This window comes from Micrococcus sp. 63XJN7_8_ISO-PGPR-S23-253, assembly GCF_056173425.1.
This window is the reverse complement of sequence record NZ_CM149673.1, coordinates 1742870-1757589: the sequence shown is the minus strand read 5'-3', so window position 1 is coordinate 1757589 and position 14720 is coordinate 1742870. Positions and strand designations below refer to the sequence as shown.

14 protein-coding genes and 1 riboswitch are annotated in these 14720 nt (G+C 74.5%); of the genes, 9 read left to right on the top strand and 5 right to left on the bottom strand.

The window, feature by feature from the left end; genetic code table 11:
- Positions 1 to 80: 80 nt before the first annotated feature.
- Positions 81 to 196: riboswitch (SAM riboswitch) on the top strand.
- A gap of 130 nt (positions 197 to 326) precedes the next feature.
- Positions 327 to 1694: an O-acetylhomoserine aminocarboxypropyltransferase/cysteine synthase family protein gene (locus tag AC0VX4_RS08125; protein WP_475464202.1), complete on the top strand. Its 1368-nt coding sequence runs from the start codon at positions 327 to 329 to the stop codon at positions 1692 to 1694.
- On the top strand, positions 1691 to 2821 hold the full coding sequence (gene metX, locus AC0VX4_RS08120; protein ID WP_144819137.1) for a homoserine O-acetyltransferase MetX: 1131 nt from the start codon (positions 1691 to 1693) through the stop codon (positions 2819 to 2821). Before AC0VX4_RS08125 ends, metX begins: the two co-directional genes overlap by 4 nt.
- 75 nt (positions 2822 to 2896) lie before the next feature.
- On the opposite strand, the gene AC0VX4_RS08115 is transcribed toward metX, so the two are convergent.
- Positions 2897 to 3790 carry an SGNH/GDSL hydrolase family protein gene (locus tag AC0VX4_RS08115; RefSeq protein WP_242934174.1) on the bottom strand — a complete coding sequence of 298 codons (894 nt, stop codon included), beginning with the start codon at positions 3788 to 3790 and terminating at the stop codon, positions 2897 to 2899.
- 80 nt (positions 3791 to 3870) lie between these two features.
- Here AC0VX4_RS08115 and AC0VX4_RS08110 point away from each other — a divergent pair, with 80 nt between their 5' ends.
- On the top strand, positions 3871 to 4563 hold the full coding sequence (locus tag AC0VX4_RS08110) for an alpha/beta hydrolase (protein WP_475464201.1): 693 nt from the start codon (positions 3871 to 3873) through the stop codon (positions 4561 to 4563).
- A 52-nt stretch (positions 4564 to 4615) separates the two neighbouring features.
- Here AC0VX4_RS08110 and AC0VX4_RS08105 read toward each other — a convergent pair whose 3' ends face one another.
- Positions 4616 to 4858 carry an RNA-binding S4 domain-containing protein gene (locus tag AC0VX4_RS08105; RefSeq protein WP_475464200.1) on the bottom strand — a complete coding sequence of 81 codons (243 nt, stop codon included), beginning with the start codon at positions 4856 to 4858 and terminating at the stop codon, positions 4616 to 4618.
- Between the two features lie 141 nt (positions 4859 to 4999).
- Here AC0VX4_RS08105 and AC0VX4_RS08100 point away from each other — a divergent pair, with 141 nt between their 5' ends.
- The 3 genes from AC0VX4_RS08100 to AC0VX4_RS08090 are packed head-to-tail and all read left to right on the top strand — an operon-like array spanning position 5000 to position 8147.
- A complete protein-coding gene (locus tag AC0VX4_RS08100; RefSeq protein ID WP_475464199.1) occupies positions 5000 to 6382 on the top strand; it encodes a glycine--tRNA ligase in 1383 nt (460 codons plus the stop codon).
- A complete protein-coding gene (locus tag AC0VX4_RS08095; RefSeq protein ID WP_475464198.1) occupies positions 6379 to 7515 on the top strand; it encodes a GNAT family N-acetyltransferase in 1137 nt (378 codons plus the stop codon). The genes AC0VX4_RS08100 and AC0VX4_RS08095 overlap by 4 nt, the downstream gene beginning before the upstream one ends.
- Positions 7512 to 8147 carry a cation efflux transmembrane domain-containing protein gene (locus AC0VX4_RS08090; RefSeq protein WP_475464197.1) on the top strand — a complete coding sequence of 212 codons (636 nt, stop codon included), beginning with the start codon at positions 7512 to 7514 and terminating at the stop codon, positions 8145 to 8147. The genes AC0VX4_RS08095 and AC0VX4_RS08090 overlap by 4 nt, the downstream gene beginning before the upstream one ends.
- 7 nt (positions 8148 to 8154) lie before the next feature.
- On the opposite strand, the gene AC0VX4_RS08085 is transcribed toward AC0VX4_RS08090, so the two are convergent.
- Positions 8155 to 9471 carry an MFS transporter gene (locus AC0VX4_RS08085; RefSeq protein WP_475464196.1) on the bottom strand — a complete coding sequence of 439 codons (1317 nt, stop codon included), beginning with the start codon at positions 9469 to 9471 and terminating at the stop codon, positions 8155 to 8157.
- A complete protein-coding gene (locus tag AC0VX4_RS08080; RefSeq protein ID WP_475464195.1) occupies positions 9468 to 10490 on the bottom strand; it encodes an LLM class flavin-dependent oxidoreductase in 1023 nt (340 codons plus the stop codon). The genes AC0VX4_RS08085 and AC0VX4_RS08080 overlap by 4 nt, the downstream gene beginning before the upstream one ends.
- Positions 10491 to 10636: 146 nt before the next feature.
- Between AC0VX4_RS08080 and AC0VX4_RS08075 the strand changes: the two genes are divergently transcribed.
- From AC0VX4_RS08075 to AC0VX4_RS08065, 3 genes are all read left to right on the top strand, one after another.
- The gene (locus AC0VX4_RS08075) at positions 10637 to 11053 is read left to right on the top strand and encodes an ankyrin repeat domain-containing protein (RefSeq protein ID WP_216879637.1); all 417 of its coding nucleotides are present in this window, start codon (positions 10637 to 10639) and stop codon (positions 11051 to 11053) included.
- Positions 11054 to 11172: 119 nt separating this feature from the next.
- Positions 11173 to 12486, top strand: a complete 1314-nt coding sequence (dusB, locus tag AC0VX4_RS08070) for a tRNA dihydrouridine synthase DusB (RefSeq protein ID WP_387101981.1) — start codon at positions 11173 to 11175, stop codon at positions 12484 to 12486.
- Entirely contained in the window at positions 12479 to 13885 is a 1407-nt protein-coding gene (locus AC0VX4_RS08065) for a deoxyguanosinetriphosphate triphosphohydrolase (RefSeq protein ID WP_475464194.1), read from the top strand. The genes dusB and AC0VX4_RS08065 overlap by 8 nt, the downstream gene beginning before the upstream one ends.
- Here the strand turns inward: AC0VX4_RS08065 and AC0VX4_RS08060 are convergent.
- The gene (locus tag AC0VX4_RS08060) at positions 13812 to 14714 is read right to left on the bottom strand and encodes an SIR2 family NAD-dependent protein deacylase (RefSeq protein ID WP_475464193.1); all 903 of its coding nucleotides are present in this window, start codon (positions 14712 to 14714) and stop codon (positions 13812 to 13814) included. The two genes, AC0VX4_RS08065 and AC0VX4_RS08060, sit on opposite strands and share 74 nt — an antisense overlap.
- Between the last annotated feature and the right edge of the window lie 6 nt (positions 14715 to 14720).

Sequence of the window (14720 nt, the reverse complement as noted above, 5' to 3'; positions counted from 1 at the left end):
GTGCCCCGTGCGGAGAGCGTATCCGCGTGTGACACGCGTGACGAAATCGTGGCGGGGCGGCGGGCTACACTCGGAGGCACGGTCACGAGAGTCAGCAACAGGCCCCGGCATGCTGACCGGCAACCCTCCTTCCGCGGTGGGGTGCCCCGGGTGACGACCAGGCCGGCCCCACAACGGATGCCGGCAAGCGCGGGCCGATCCCACGGCCCCTCTCGACGGCGCCGGGTCATCTCCGGCACCTCGACGACGCCGGTCCGCGGATCGGCACGTCGGCCGGCGGGCGGGGCGGCCGGGTCCGGCCCCTGAACCCTTCAGGAGGGTCCGCCATGACCGACCAGCCCACCCCGACCCCCGACGCCTGGGGCTTCTCCACCGCGCAGGTCCACGCGGGCGTCGCCGTCGGCCAGCACGCCTTCGGTGCGACCGCCCTGCCGATCTTCCAGACCACCTCGTACGACTTCCCGTCCGCCCAGGTGGCCGCGGACCGGTTCGCCCTCAAGGACCTCGACCCGCTCTACACCCGCATCGGCAACCCGACGCAGGGCCCGGTGGAGGAGAAGATCGCCGCGCTCGAGGGCGGTGTGGGCGCGCTGCTGCTGGCCTCCGGTCAGGCGGCGACGACGTTCGCGATCCTCAACGTCGCCGGCGCCGGCGACCACGTGGTCGCCTCGGCCAGCCTCTACGGCGGCACGCAGAACCTGTTCAAGCACACCCTCGCCAAGGTCGGCGTCGAGACGACGTTCGTGACCGACCCGGACGACCTCGAGTCCTGGCGCGCCGCCGTCCGGCCGAACACCACGGCGTTCTTCGGCGAGACCCTCGGCAACCCGCGCGGGGACGTCCTGGACGTGCGCGCCGTCGCCGACGCCGCCCACGAGGCCGGCGTGCCGCTGATCGTGGACAACACGCTGGCCACCCCGTACCTGCTGCGGCCGATCGAGCACGGCGCCGACGTCGTCACCCACTCCGCCACGAAGTACCTCGGCGGGCACGCCGCGGCCATCGCGGGCGTGATCGTCGACGCCGGCACGTTCGACTACGCGCAGCACGCCGAGCGGTACCCCGGCTTCAACGAGCCGGACGAGTCCTACCACGGCCTCGTCTACGCGCGGGACCTCGGGGTGGGCTCGCCGCTCGGCGCCAACCTGGCCTTCATCCTCAAGGCGCGCGTGCAGCTGCTGCGCGACTACGGCTCGGCCATCTCCCCGTTCAACGCGTTCCTGGTGAACCTCGGCCTGGAGACCCTCTCCCTGCGGATGGAGCGGCAGGTGGCCAACGCGGCCGCGGTGGCGCGCTGGCTGGAGGGCCGCGACGACGTCGAGCACGTGGTCTACGCCGGCCTGGAGTCCAGCCCGTGGCACGAGCGGGCCCAGCGCTACCTGCCGAAGGGCGCGGGCGCGTTCGTCTCCTTCGAGATCGCGGGCGGCCGCGAGGCCGGGGCCGCGTTCGTGGACGGGCTCACCCTGCACCACCACGTGGCCAACATCGGCGACGTCCGCTCGCTCGTGGTGCACCCGGCCTCGACCACCCACTCCCAGCTCACCGACGACGAGCAGCGCGCCGCCGGCGTCACCCCCGGCCTGGTGCGGCTCTCGCTCGGCGTGGAGGACGTCGAGGACATCCTCGCCGACCTCGAGCGCGGCTTCGCGGCCGCCGCCCGCCGCGGCGACGACGACGCGGGGGAGCGGGCATGACCGCCGTCGCCACGCGTCCGTCGCGCACCGCGCTGCCCCGCGGCGGTCGCCACCGCCTGCGGGTCGGCGAGCTGCGCACCGAGACCGGCGGGCTGCTGCCCGACGTCGAGCTGGCCTACGAGACCTGGGGCACCCTCGCCGCCGACGGCGCCAACGCCGTGCTCGTGCTGCACGCCCTCACCGGCGACGCGCACGTGGCCGCGCACGAGGAGGACCCGACGCCGGGCTGGTGGGACGCCCTCGTCGGCCCGGGCCGCGCCGTGGACACGGACCGGTGGTTCGTGGTCGCCCCCGCCATGATCGGCGGCTGCCACGGCTCCACCGGGCCCTCGACGCCGGCCCCCGACGGGCGGCCCTGGGGCTCCCGGTTCCCGTTCCTCACGCTGCGGGACGCGGTCGAGGCCGAGCGGCGCCTGGCCGACCACCTCGGGATCGGCGCCTGGCGCGCCGTGATCGGCGGATCGATGGGCGGGGCCCGCGCCCTCGAGTGGGCCGCGACCCACCCCGCGCGCGTCGCCGGGGTGGGTGTGCTGGCCGCCACCGCGGCCTCCTCCGCCGACCAGATCGCGTGGGGGCAGGCCCAGACCGCGGCCATCCGCCTCGACCCGGACTTCCAGGGCGGCGACTACTACCCCGGCCCCGGCCCCGTGGCCGGCCTGGGCATCGCCCGGCGCATCGCCCACACCACCTACCGCACGGCGGGAGAGCTCGGCCAGCGGTTCGGCCGCGAACCGCAGGGCGTCGAGGACCCGTTCGGCGCCGTCGTCGGGGTGCCGGGCGGGCGCGGGCGCTACGCCGTGGAGTCCTACCTGGACCACCAGGCGGCCAAGCTCACCGACCGGTTCGACGCGAACTCCTACCTCGTGGTCACCGAGGCCCTCATGGGCCACGACGTCGGGCGCGGGCGCGGCGGCGTGGCGGCGGCGCTCGCGGACTACCGGGGCCGGGCGTTCGTGGCCGCCGTCGACTCGGACCGGCTCTACCTGCCGGCCGAGTCCGAGGCGCTCGCGGCGGCGCTGCCCGCGCGGCCGCCGGTGCACACGATCGCCTCGCCCATCGGCCACGACGGCTTCCTCACCGAATACGGCCAGGTGGCCGACACGCTCAAGCGCACCCTCGCCCTCTGAACTTTCGTTCGGGAAACGGCGGCGTGTCGCGGCACTGTCGTTCGGGAAACGGCCACGGGTCCCCGCCGGCCGGGCTCAGGGCTCGACGATGTCCAGCGGCTCGGTGTGGTCCGAGCCCTGCGGCATCGGCGCGCCGAAGAGCGGCTCGGGGACGGGGCGCTTGGCCGTGACGCCGTCGCCGGAGGAGACGCCGCGGAGGCGGCGGACCACCCACGGCGCCAGGTGCGTGCGCACCCATGCGGCGTCCGACGCGCGGGCCGCGCGCCACGTGCGCGGCGCCGGCGGGGAGAGGCGCAGGTGCTCGAGGCCGTGCTCCACGCCGAGGGTGTCCAGCACCATCGCGGCGATCGTGTGGTGGCCGAGCGCGGAGAAGTGCAGACGGTCCTCGGCCCACATCTCCCGCCGGGCGAGGTCCTTGAGCGACCACATGTCCGGCACCAGCGCGTCGTGCCGCAGGGCGATGGTGCGCACGTTCTCGTTGTAGATCGCCACGGTGCCGCGGATGCGGCCGATGACGGGCGTGCCCTTCACGTCGGTCGCGTTGAACAGCAGCACGGTGGCGCCGTCGGAGGCCAGACGCTCGACGACGGCGTCCAGCCGGGCCGCGATCTCGTCCGGGTCCGCGCCGCGCAGGATGTCGTTGCCGCCCGCGCAGACGCTGATGAGGTCCGGCCGCAGGGCGAGCGCCGGCTCGACCTGGTCCTCGGCGATCTGGTCCAGCAGCTTCCCGCGGACCGCCAGGTTGGCGTAGGCCAGGTCCTCACCGGCCGGGGTCAGGCGGGAGAGTTCCTCGGCCAGGCGGTCGGCCCAGCCGCGGTGGTAGCCGGGGCGGTCCGGGTCCGGGTCGCCGATGCCCTCGGAGAACGAGTCCCCGATGGCGACGTAGCGGCGCCACGGATGGGCGGCGGGTTCGTCGACCGGGGTCGCGTCGGAGGCGTGCGGAGGCTGGGAGGAAGATGGGTTACCCACGGGTAGGATTCTGCCCGCCCCGCGCGGGAGGGGTCAACCGCCGGGAGGGGCCGACCGTGCCGCTCGCTAGGCTGGCGGGCGTGAACGCGAACCCCACCCCCGCCGTCGAGCCCGTCGTCCGCTGGTCCCACCGCGAGGGCGAGCGCACCGAGGACCTGCTGATCGTCCTGCACGGCTACGGCGCGAACGAGGACGACCTGTTCGGCCTCGTCCCGCACCTGCCCGAGCACGTGACGGTGGCCGCCGTGCGCGCGCCCCTGCCCCTGCAGCCGGGCTCCCACGCCTGGTTCCCGCTCTCCCAGGACCCGGTCACGGGCGAGCTGGGCTCCACCGCCGAGCCGGTCCGCGAGGCCGTCGAGGCCCTGCACGCCTGGGTGCAGGCCGTGCGCGGGGACTTCCGCACCGTCTCCCTGCTCGGCTTCTCCCAGGGCATGGCGATGGCCACGTCGCTGCTGCGCCTGGATCCGGAGGCCTACGCGTGCACCGTGGCGCTGTCCGGCTTCGTGGTGGACCCGGAGCTCACCGAGCCGCGGCTGCGTGAGCTGTTCACCCGGGACGACGACGTCGCCCGCGTCCGACCGAAGGTCTTCTGGGGCCGCGGCCAGGAGGACCCGATCATCTCCGAGCCCCGGGTGGAGGAGACCCACGCCTGGCTGAACGCCCACGTGGACCTCATGAAGATCGTCTACGCCGGGCTCGGCCACGCGATCAACGAGCAGGAGCTGGGCCACGTGAAGGAGTACCTCGCCCACATGGTGCCGCCCCGCGGCTGACGCACCGGACACGCTCGACGACGGCGCCGCGGTGGCCTGCCGGGGCGCCGGCTCAGGCCTGCTCGGCCTGGACGACGAACGCCTCGCCGGCGAACTCCACGACGTCCCCGTCGTGCAGCTGGGCGCCGCGGCGCGTCTCCACCGCGCCGTTGACGGTGACGAGCCCGTCGGTGACGACGTCGCGGGCCATGGCGCCGTCCTCCACGAGGGAGGCGAGCTTGAGCGCCTGGCCGAGGCGGATGGATGCGTCACGGATGGGCAGGGGCTGGGCGTCGGGTGCGTTCGTCTCGGTCATGGTGTCCATCATGGCCGGTAGGCTGGACGGGATCGACCGGCGCGCCGCGCCGGAACGGGCCCGCCGCGTCGAAGGCGGCCGGGTGCCGTCGTCGTCGTGATCCCCTCCCGCCCCGCCGATGAGTACGGAAGTGATGCCCCCATGGCTGCCAAGTCCCCGCTGGACAACGTCATCAACCTCGCCAAGCGCCGAGGCTTCGTGTTCCAGGCCGGTGAGATCTACGGCGGTTCGCGCTCCGCGTGGGACTACGGGCCCCTGGGTGTGGAGCTGAAGGAGAACATCAAGGCCGAGTGGTGGAAGACCTTCGTGCGCTCCCGTGAGGACATGGTGGGCCTGGACTCCTCCATCATCCTGCCGCGCGCGGTGTGGGAGGCCTCCGGCCACGTCGAGACCTTCACCGACCCGCTCGTGGAGTGCACCCAGTGCCACAGGCGGCACCGCCAGGACCACCTGCTCGAGGCGTTCGAGGCCAAGAAGGGCCGGCCGGCCGAGGGCATGGCCGAGATCGTGTGCCCGGACTGCGGAACCCAGGGCGCCTGGACCGAGCCGCAGCTGTTCTCGGGCCTGGTCAAGACCTACCTCGGCCCCGTGGACAACGAGGAGGGCCTGCACTACATGCGCCCGGAGACGGCGCAGGGCATCTTCGTGAACTTCCTCAACGTGCTGGGCGCGGCCCGGAAGAAGCCGCCGTTCGGCATCGGCCAGATCGGCAAGGCGTTCCGCAACGAGATCACCCCGGGCAACTTCATCTTCCGCACCCGCGAGTTCGAGCAGATGGAGATCGAGTACTTCGTGCCGCCGGCCGAGGCGGGCCAGCACTTCGACCGCTGGGTGGAGGACTGCTGGGGCTGGTTCATCGACCTCGGCATCGACCCCGCGCACCTGCGGAAGTTCGACGTCCCCGCGGACGAGCGGGCCCACTACTCGGACGCCACGATCGACCTCGAGTACGACTTCGGCTTCACCGGCGGCGACGGCTGGGGCGAGCTGATGGGCATCGCGAACCGCACCGACTACGACCTGAGCCAGCACACGACGCACTCCGGCACGAAGATGCAGTACTTCGACCAGGCCAACAACGAGCACTACACCCCGTACGTGATCGAGCCGTCCTTCGGCCTGACCCGCGCCATGATGGCGTTCCTCGTGGACGCCTACGCCGAGGACGAGGCCCCGAACGCCAAGGGCGGCGTGGACGTGCGCACCGTGCTCAAGCTGGACCCGCGCCTGGCCCCGGTCAAGGCCGCCGTGCTGCCGCTGTCGAAGAAGCCCGAGCTGCAGCCGGCCACCCAGTCCCTGGCCGCCGAGCTGCGCACCCTCTGGAACATCGAGACGGACGACTCCGGCGCGATCGGCCGTCGCTACCGCCGCCAGGACGAGATCGGCACCCCGTTCTGCATCACCGTCGACTTCGACACCCTCGAGGACCAGGCCGTGACCATCCGCGAGCGGGACACCATGGCCCAGGAGCGCGTGGCCCTGTCCCAGGTGAAGTCCTACCTGCTGGAGCGCCTGGTCAAGTGAGCGGGGACGTGACGGGAGCGGCCGGGGCCGCGGGGCACGACGACGGCGGCGCGCTGTTCGACTCCGCCGCGGTCGCCGGCGGGGAGATCGTGCTGCGTCCCTGGCAGCCCGGGGACGACCTGGCCCTGCTCGAGGTGTGGGGTGACCCGGCCAACGCGCAGCAGCACCAGGACCGGGCGATGCTCGCCGAGGACGCGGAACGGCCCTGGCGCCGCGCGCTCGTGGCCGAGGCCGCCGGTGTGCCGGTGGCGGCCGGCGTCGTCTACGCCTCGTCCGTGCACCCGCGGCGGCTGTGGCTGTACGTCGAGACCGCGGCTGCCGAGCGGCGCCGGGGCATCGGCCGGGCGCTCGTGGCGGCCCTGCGGGGGCTCGCCGCGGAGGCGCACGCCGCCGGCGCCATCCCGACGACGGCTCTGAAGGCTCGGTTCGCCAAGGACGCCCTGGTGCCCGGAGTGGCCGGCGCCGACCCGCAGACCGAGGCCGACGGTGCGACGGGCCGCCCGCCCGTGGACACGGAGGCCGTGCGGTCCCAGACCGCCGCACTGGCCGCCGGCACCGAGGCGTTCCTCGTGGCCCAGGGCTTCACCCCCGTGCAGCGCTCCCGCCGCGTCGCGATCGCCCCGGGGGCCATCGGCCTGCCGGATGTGCGCGGGGAGGAGCACCCGGACGGCGTGGTCCTCGAGGAGGCCTCGACCGGCTCCGTCGAGCTCACGCAGGCGGTCGCCGCGTTCTATGACGCCGTGCACGCGTGGGACCCGTCGACCCTGAGCGTCGGGGCCGCCCAGCAGCTGCTGCTGGGCCCGGCCACCGGGGCCGCGGGCGCCGTCGTGCTCCGCGACGCGCCGAAGGCCGAGGGCGGGCGCATCCGCGCGTTCGCGGTGTCCTACACCCCGGAGCGCCAGGACGCGCCGGCCGACGTGCTCGTGGGCTGGGACCCGGATCTGGGGGAGGAGGACGCGCTGCAGGCCGTGGCCGACCTGCTCGCCCTGCTCGTGGCCCAGTACCCCGTGCAGATCGAGGTGGACGAGGCGATGGCCCCGCTGGAGCGGATCGTGGACGGGCTCATCGGCGGCAACGCGGCGCGGACGCTGGTGGACACGTACGTGTTCGTGGACGACGCGCCGGGCGCGTGAACCGGGCGGCCGCAGCGGAGCGCCGGCGCGCCCGCACCCTGCGGGGCACGGTCCTGGCGGTGGCCCTGCTCAACGGCGCCTACCTGGTGGTCGAGATCATCCTGGCGGTGGGGATCGGCTCGGTGGCCCTCGTGGCGGACTCCGTCGACTTCTTCGAGGACTTCGCCGTCAACCTGCTGATCTTCGTGGCGCTCGGGTGGACGGCGGCCCGGCAGGCGGTCATCGGCAAGGTCATGGCCGGGGTCATCGTGCTGCCGGCCGTGGCGGCGCTCGTCATGGCGGCCACGAAGATCGGCGACCCCGAGCCGCCGGCCGCGGGCGTGCTGCTGGGGGCGGCCGTCGGCTCGCTCCTCGTGAACATCGTGTGCGTGGTCCTGCTGGCCCGCGTCCGCGTCGACGGCGGGTCCCTCACCCGGGCGGCCTGGCTCGCGGCGCGCAACGACCTCGTGGCCGGCGTCGTGCTGATCGCCCTGTCCGGGATCACGGTGCTGACGGCATCGGGCTGGGCGGACATCATCGTGGGCGTGCTTCTCGTGCTGCTCAACGGCTCCGCCGCCAAGGAGATCTGGGAGGCCGCGACCGAGGAGCACCTGGCGGCCCAGGCCCTCGCCGGCGAGGTCGACGACGACTGAGCGGTTCCTACGGGGCGGCGGGCAGCCGGGCGGCGAGCACCGCCCCGACGGCGGCCAGGCCCAGGAACACCGTCAGCGCCGGTGCCAGACCGACGGCGCCGGCCAGCGCCCCGACCGCCGGGCTGAGCCCGACCCCGGCCAGCCGCATGCACCAGCTCGTCACCGCCAGCCCGGTCTGCGGCCGGAGCCCGGGCGCCTCGTCGCCGAGCGCATAGGCCACGGGCACCACCACGGCGCAGCCCAGCCCCGCCAGCGCCAGCCCCGCGAACGCAGCAGGCACGGCCACCGGCCCCGGCAGCGGCGCCAGGGCCAGTCCCAGCCCCACGACGACGGCGCCCAGCCCCGCCGTCAGCGCCCCGCGGCGTCCCAGGACGGCGAGGGTGCGGTCGCCCGCGAGGCGGCCGACGAACTGCGCGCCCAGCAGCGTCGACGCGCCGAGCACCGCCGCGGCGGGGTCCAGGCCGCGCTCGGTGATCAGGAACAGGGTGGTCCACGCGTTGCCGAACTCTTCCACGCCGAAGCCGGCCATCGCGATCACCACGGCGGGGACGAGCACGGCCACGGCGGCGCGGCGGGGGAGGGCTTGGGCGGCCGGGGCGGGCGGTGCGGACGTCTCCGACGGTGCGGGTGACTGATCCGAGGCGTCGCGGGCGGACGCCGAGTCCACGGGAGCCTCCGCCAGGAACAGGCGCCGGACCCCCAGCAGCACCGCGACGCACACGGCGCCGTTGAGCCCCAGGTGCAGGGCCGCGGGGCCGCCCACGGTGATGACCGCGGCGCCGAGCCCGGCACCGGCGGCCGCTCCGAGGCTCCAGCCGGCGTGCATGGTCGTGAGCACGGGCCGGGCCAGCCGGGTCTGCACCTGCAGGCCCTGCGCGTTCTGGGCGGTGTCCACGACGGCGTCGAGCACCCCCGATGCCAGGACGAGGCCCGCGAAGACCCACAGCGGCCAGGCCGCGGCCGTGCCCGCACCGTGCCCGGCCCCCGCGCCCGCCCCGGCGACGTCGAGGACGAGACCGGCCGCCGTCGTGAGCAGGGCGATGGCCACGCTGCCGGCGAGCATGACGCGTCGGGCGCCGAACCGGCGCAGGATCGGCGCGGGCAGGGGCCCGGCGAGCGTGCCGCCCACGGCGAGCGCGATGACGAGCAGGCCGAACGCGGCCGGGTCCAGGCCGAACGCGGCCTTGGCCTCCGGGTAGTGCGGGATGAGCGCGCCGAGCAGGGCGCCGTTCGTCGCGAAGGCGGCGGTGACGGCCCAGCGCGCGCGACGGGCTCGGGCGACGCCGTCGTCGGCGGTCGGGAGGTGCGGCGGGGCCTCGCTCATGCATCCCAGCCGAGCAGGCGCCAGACCTCCGCCCAGCCGGCGAAGATCTTCGCGTTGTACTCGACCCCGAGCTGGTTGGGGTTGGCGAACAGGACCCAGTCGGCGGCGGCGACGGCGTCGTCGGCGGCGAGCTTCTCCGCGACCTCCTCGGCGGACCCGGCATAGGTCGGGCCGGAGCGGGCGGCGCCGCCCTCGAGCATGCCGGAGGAGTCGCGCGAAGCCCGCTCCCGGCCGAAGTACAGCTCGTCCTCCCGGTCCTGGATGACGAACGCGGAGCGCGTGACCGCCGTGCGGCCCGGACCGGCGTGGCCGGCCGCGGCGAAGGCCTCCCGGTAGCGGGCGATCTGGTCGGCCTGCTGGACGTGGAAGGGGCGGCCGTCGTCCTGCAGGAGCAGGGTGGAGGAGAGCATGTTGTAGCCGTCCGCGGCGGCGCCGGCCACCGAGCCCACAGAGCCGGACCCCCACCAGATGCGGTCCGCGAGCCCGGGGGAGTGCGGCTCGATCCGCAGCGGCTGCGAGCTGTGCGCCCAGCCGGAGGTGAGGTCCGGCGTCGCGATGCCCTCGCCGCGCACGGCCGCGAGGAAGCGGCGTCCGCGCTCGCGGGTCACGTCGGCCCAGGTCTGCCCCTCGTCGAGGGTGTAGCCGAACTGTGCCTGGCCGTCGAGGGCGGCCTCGGGTGAGCCGCGGGAGACGCCGAGCTCGAGCCGGCCACCGGAGATGAGGTCCGTGGTGGCCGCGGCCTCGGCCATGTACAGGGGGTTCTCATACCGCAGGTCGATCACGCCGGTGCCGAGGCTGATCCGTTCGGTGCGGGCGGCCATCGCGGCGAGGATCGGGAACGGCGAGGAGAACATCCGCTGGAAGTGGTGGACGCGCAGCCAGGCGCCGTCGAGTCCGGCGTCCTCGGCGGCCACGGCCATCGCGACGACGTCGTCCAGGGCCTGCCGCGCGTCCGGTTCGGCGCCGGGCCGGTGGATCCAGTGGCCGAAGTTGAGGAAGCCGAGGTGTTTGCGGGTCATGCCGGGTGCAACCGCGGGGCGGGCGGGGCTGTTCCCGGGGGCCGGTCCTCGTCTGACCGCCGGCCCGCGACATCACCTGCGGGCAGACCCGCGGAGATGTCGCTGCGGCGCGGTCGATCGCCGCGGCGTCCGCCATACTGGCGGGCATGAGTGAGCAGTGGAGCGAGAAGGACATCGAGCTGGCGAACCGGCTCTTCGACATGGCGCGGGACGGGGACACGGCCCAGCTGAAGGCATACTTGGACGCCGGGGTGAGCACGCGCCTGCGCAACCACGCGGGCGACTCCTTCCTCACCCTCGCCGCCTACCACGAGCACCCGGACACCGTGGCGATGCTGATCGCGGCCGGCGCCGAGATCGAGCACGCCAACGATCGCGGCCAGCGCGCCCTGACCTGCGCCACGTTCAAGCGGGACGTCGCCTCCATGCGCCACCTCCTGGCCGCCGGTGCGGACCCGGACGCGGGCACCCCCTCGGCGCGCCAGACCGCCCAGATGTTCGCCGGCGATGACCTGCTGGCGGTGCTCGACGGCGGGGACACGGCGCCGTCGTCCGAGGCCTGACCCGCCGGGAGGACGGTCTGCCCCGTCCTGGCGGGGCGCCTCGGCGATCGCCTCCCAGCGGGCCTCGTGGTGGGGCACGGTGACGCGGGTGCCGGGCGGAATGGAAGAATGGACCCGACATGACTTCTTCCCACACCCTCCCCGCCGCGGCGGCGGTCGACGGCGCCCCCGACGTCGTCGACCCCCACGCCGCGCACTACGCCAAGTCCGCCGGTGCGGGCCGCCGCATCGCCGACGACGACCAGCTCCACGAGGGCCGCCACGCGGCGCCCACGACGGACCGCCTGACCCTGCCCGCGCTGACGCTCGGCCCGCTGACGATCGAGACGCCCGTGGTCCTGGCCCCCATGGCCGGCATCACCAACACCGCGTTCCGCCGCCTGTGCCGCGAGTACGGTGGCGGCCTCTACGTCAACGAGATGGTCACGGCCCGCGCGCTGGTCGAGCGGAAGCCCGAGTCGATGCGCATCATCCAGCACGACCCCGACGAGGTGCCCCGCTCCGTCCAGCTCTACTCCGTGGACCCGGTCACCACCGGCGCGGCGGTGCGGATGCTGGTCGAGGAGGACCGCTGCGACCACATCGACATGAACTTCGGCTGCCCCGTGCCGAAGGTGACCCGGCGCGGCGGCGGCTCGGCCCTGCCGTGGAAGTCGGAGCTGTTCGCCTCGATCGTCAAGGCGGCCGTCACCGAGGCCTCGAAGAGGGACATCCCGGTGACCGTGAAGATGCGTCGCGGCATCGATGAGGACCACCTGACCTTCCTCGACGCCGGCCGCACGGCCCGCGACCTCGGCGTCGCCGCCGTGGCCCTGCACGGCCGCACCACGCGCCAGTTCTACTCGGGCACCGCCGTGTGGGACGACATCGCCCGGCTGCGCGAGGCCCTGCCGGACATCCCCGTGCTCGGCAACGGCGACATCTGGTCTGCGGAGGACGCCATCGCGATGGTCGAGCAGACCGGCGTGGACGGCGTCGTGATCGGCCGCGGCTGTCAGGGCCGGCCGTGGCTGTTCGGCGACCTGCAGGCCGCGTTCGAGGGCCGCCAGGACCGGTTCCAGCCGACGCTCGGCATGGTCGCGGACACGCTGTACCGCCACGCCGAGCTGCTCGTGGACACCTTCGGCGGCGACGAGCTCAAGGCCCTGCGGGACATCCGCAAGCACGTGGCCTGGTACTTCAAGGGCTACCCCGTGGGCTCCGAGATCCGCACCGCCCTGTCCACCGTCCCGGACCTCGCCACGATGCGCGAGATCCTCGCCCGCGTGGACCGCGACCAGCCCTACCCGGGCGAGGCCGCCGAGGGCCCGCGCGGCCGCTCCGGCGCCCCCAAGCGCCCGCACCTGCCGGACGGCTGGCTCGACTCCCGCGAGCTCAATGCCGAGCAGCAGGCCATGATCGCCGCCGCCGAGCTGGACGTCTCCGGTGGCTGAGCCCACGACGCCGGTGCCCTCCGCCGGAAGGCCCGCCGCGCCGTCGTCGTCCTGGACCGGCGCCGCCCACCAGCCGGTGCTGTTCGGCCCGGAAGGCCGGCCCCCGTATGCCGGCCGCGCCGTGCAGACCCCCGGCTACACGCCGTGGGACCGGGAGCGGTGGCTGCCCGAGCCGCCCAAGTCCTCCTACCGCTCGGACTTCGAGCGGGACCGCGCCCGCGTGCTGCACTCCGCGGGCCTGCGCCGGCTGGGGGCCAAGACCCAGGTGGTCGCCCCGGACGCGGACGACTTCGCCCGCACCCGCCTGACGCACTCGCTCGAGGTGGCGCAGGTGGGGCGTGAGCTCGGCCGGTCGCTGGGCTGCGACCCCGACCTCGTGGACACCGCCTGCCTGTCCCACGACCTCGGCCACCCGCCCTTCGGACACAACGGGGAGAAGGCGCTCGACGCGGCCAGTGAGGACGTCGGCGGCTTCGAGGGCAACGCCCAGACCCTGCGGCTGCTGGCCCGCCTCGAGCAGAAGAAGCTCTTCGCGGACGGCTCCTCCGCGGGCCTGAACCTCACGCGCGCCGCCCTCGACGCCGCGTGCAAGTACCCGTGGACCCGTGAGGACGCCCCGCTGCGCCCGGACGGCACGCGTTCGCGGAAGTTCGGCGTCTACGAGGACGACCTGCCCGTGTTCCGCTGGTTCCGCGCCGGGGTGCCCGGCAGGCGCACGTCCATGGAGGCCCAGGTCATGGACCTCGCGGACGACATCTCCTACTCCGTGCACGACGTCGAGGACGGCGTGGTCAACGCCGTGTTCCAGCTCAAGTGGCTGGCCATCCCGGAGCACCGGGAGCGCGTCGTGGAGACCACCCGCCAGTGGTACCTGCCGCACACGGACCCGGCCGAGGTCGACGCGGCCCTGGCCCGCCTCGAGGACACCGACGTGTGGGTCTCCGAGATGGACGGCTCCCGGCGGGCGCTCGCGGCGATGAAGGACATGACGAGCCAGCTGATCGGCCGGTTCTGCAGCGCCGCCTTCGACGCCACGCGCCAGGTGTTCGGCAACGAGCCGCTCACCCGCCACGGCGCCGACGTCGTGGTGCCCGAGGAGACGGAGACCGAGATCGCCGTGATGAAGGGCATCGCGGCGGCCTACGTGATGACCGCCGAGCAGCGCCAGCCGCTCTACGCGCGGCAGCGCGAGGTGCTCGCGGAGCTCGTGGCGCTGCTCGACGCGACGGGGGACCGGTACCTCGAGCCGATGTTCGCATTCGACTGGGCGCAGGCCCCCGACGACGCCGCCCGGCGGCGCGTGGTGATCGACCAGATCGCCTCGCTTACCGATTCGACCGCCGTCGAGTGGCATCACACCCTGGTGCAGGGCGCGGAGTTCCGGCGCGTCTGGCTCTGACCGGCGGGTCCAGCAGCGCGGGCAGCACCGCCCCGGCGGGACCCCGCAGGACGTGCGTGACCGCGCCGCTCAGCTCGGTCTCGTCCGGGTTGATCTCCACGACGGGCGCCCCGGCGCCCAGCGCCACGAACGGCAGGGACGCCGCCGGCTGGACGATGCCCGAGGTGCCGACCACCAGGCACAGATCGCAGTCCTCGAGCGCGGCGAACGCGCGGTCCCAGGGCTCGGCCGGCAGCATCTCCCCGAACCACACGATCCCCGGGCGGATCAGCCCGTCCCCGCACACGGTGCAGGTCGGCGGTGCCTCGCGGAGCATCGCCTCGAGGTCGGCCTCGGAGCCGGCCGTCGCCTCGTCCGCGGGTACGCCCGGGTCGACGTCGGCGGGGGCCCCGCAGTCGGCGCAGCGGTGCTCGAACAGGGAGCCATGCAGGTGCGCGAGGACCCGGGCGCCGGCGCGCTCGTGCAGGTCGTCCACGTTCTGGGTGACCACCTCCAGGCCGGGGGTGCGGCGCTGCCAGGCGGCGACGGCGTCGTGCCCCGGATTCGGTCGGCGGGCCCGCACCATCCGGGCACGCCACCGGTACCAGGACCACACGAGCGCGGGATCCGCGAGGAACGCCTCCTCCGTGGCGAGCTCCTCCGCGGAGAACCGCTCCCACAGGCCGGTCTGGGCGTCGCGGAACGTGGGGATGCCGGACTCGGCGCTCATCCCCGCCCCGGAGAGCACCACGGGACGCTCAGCGGCGGCCACGAGTGCGCGGACGGCGTCCAGCACGGCGGGGTCGAGGTCGGGGGCGGATGCGGCGAGGACGGGGTGCGGATCGGCCATGTCCCC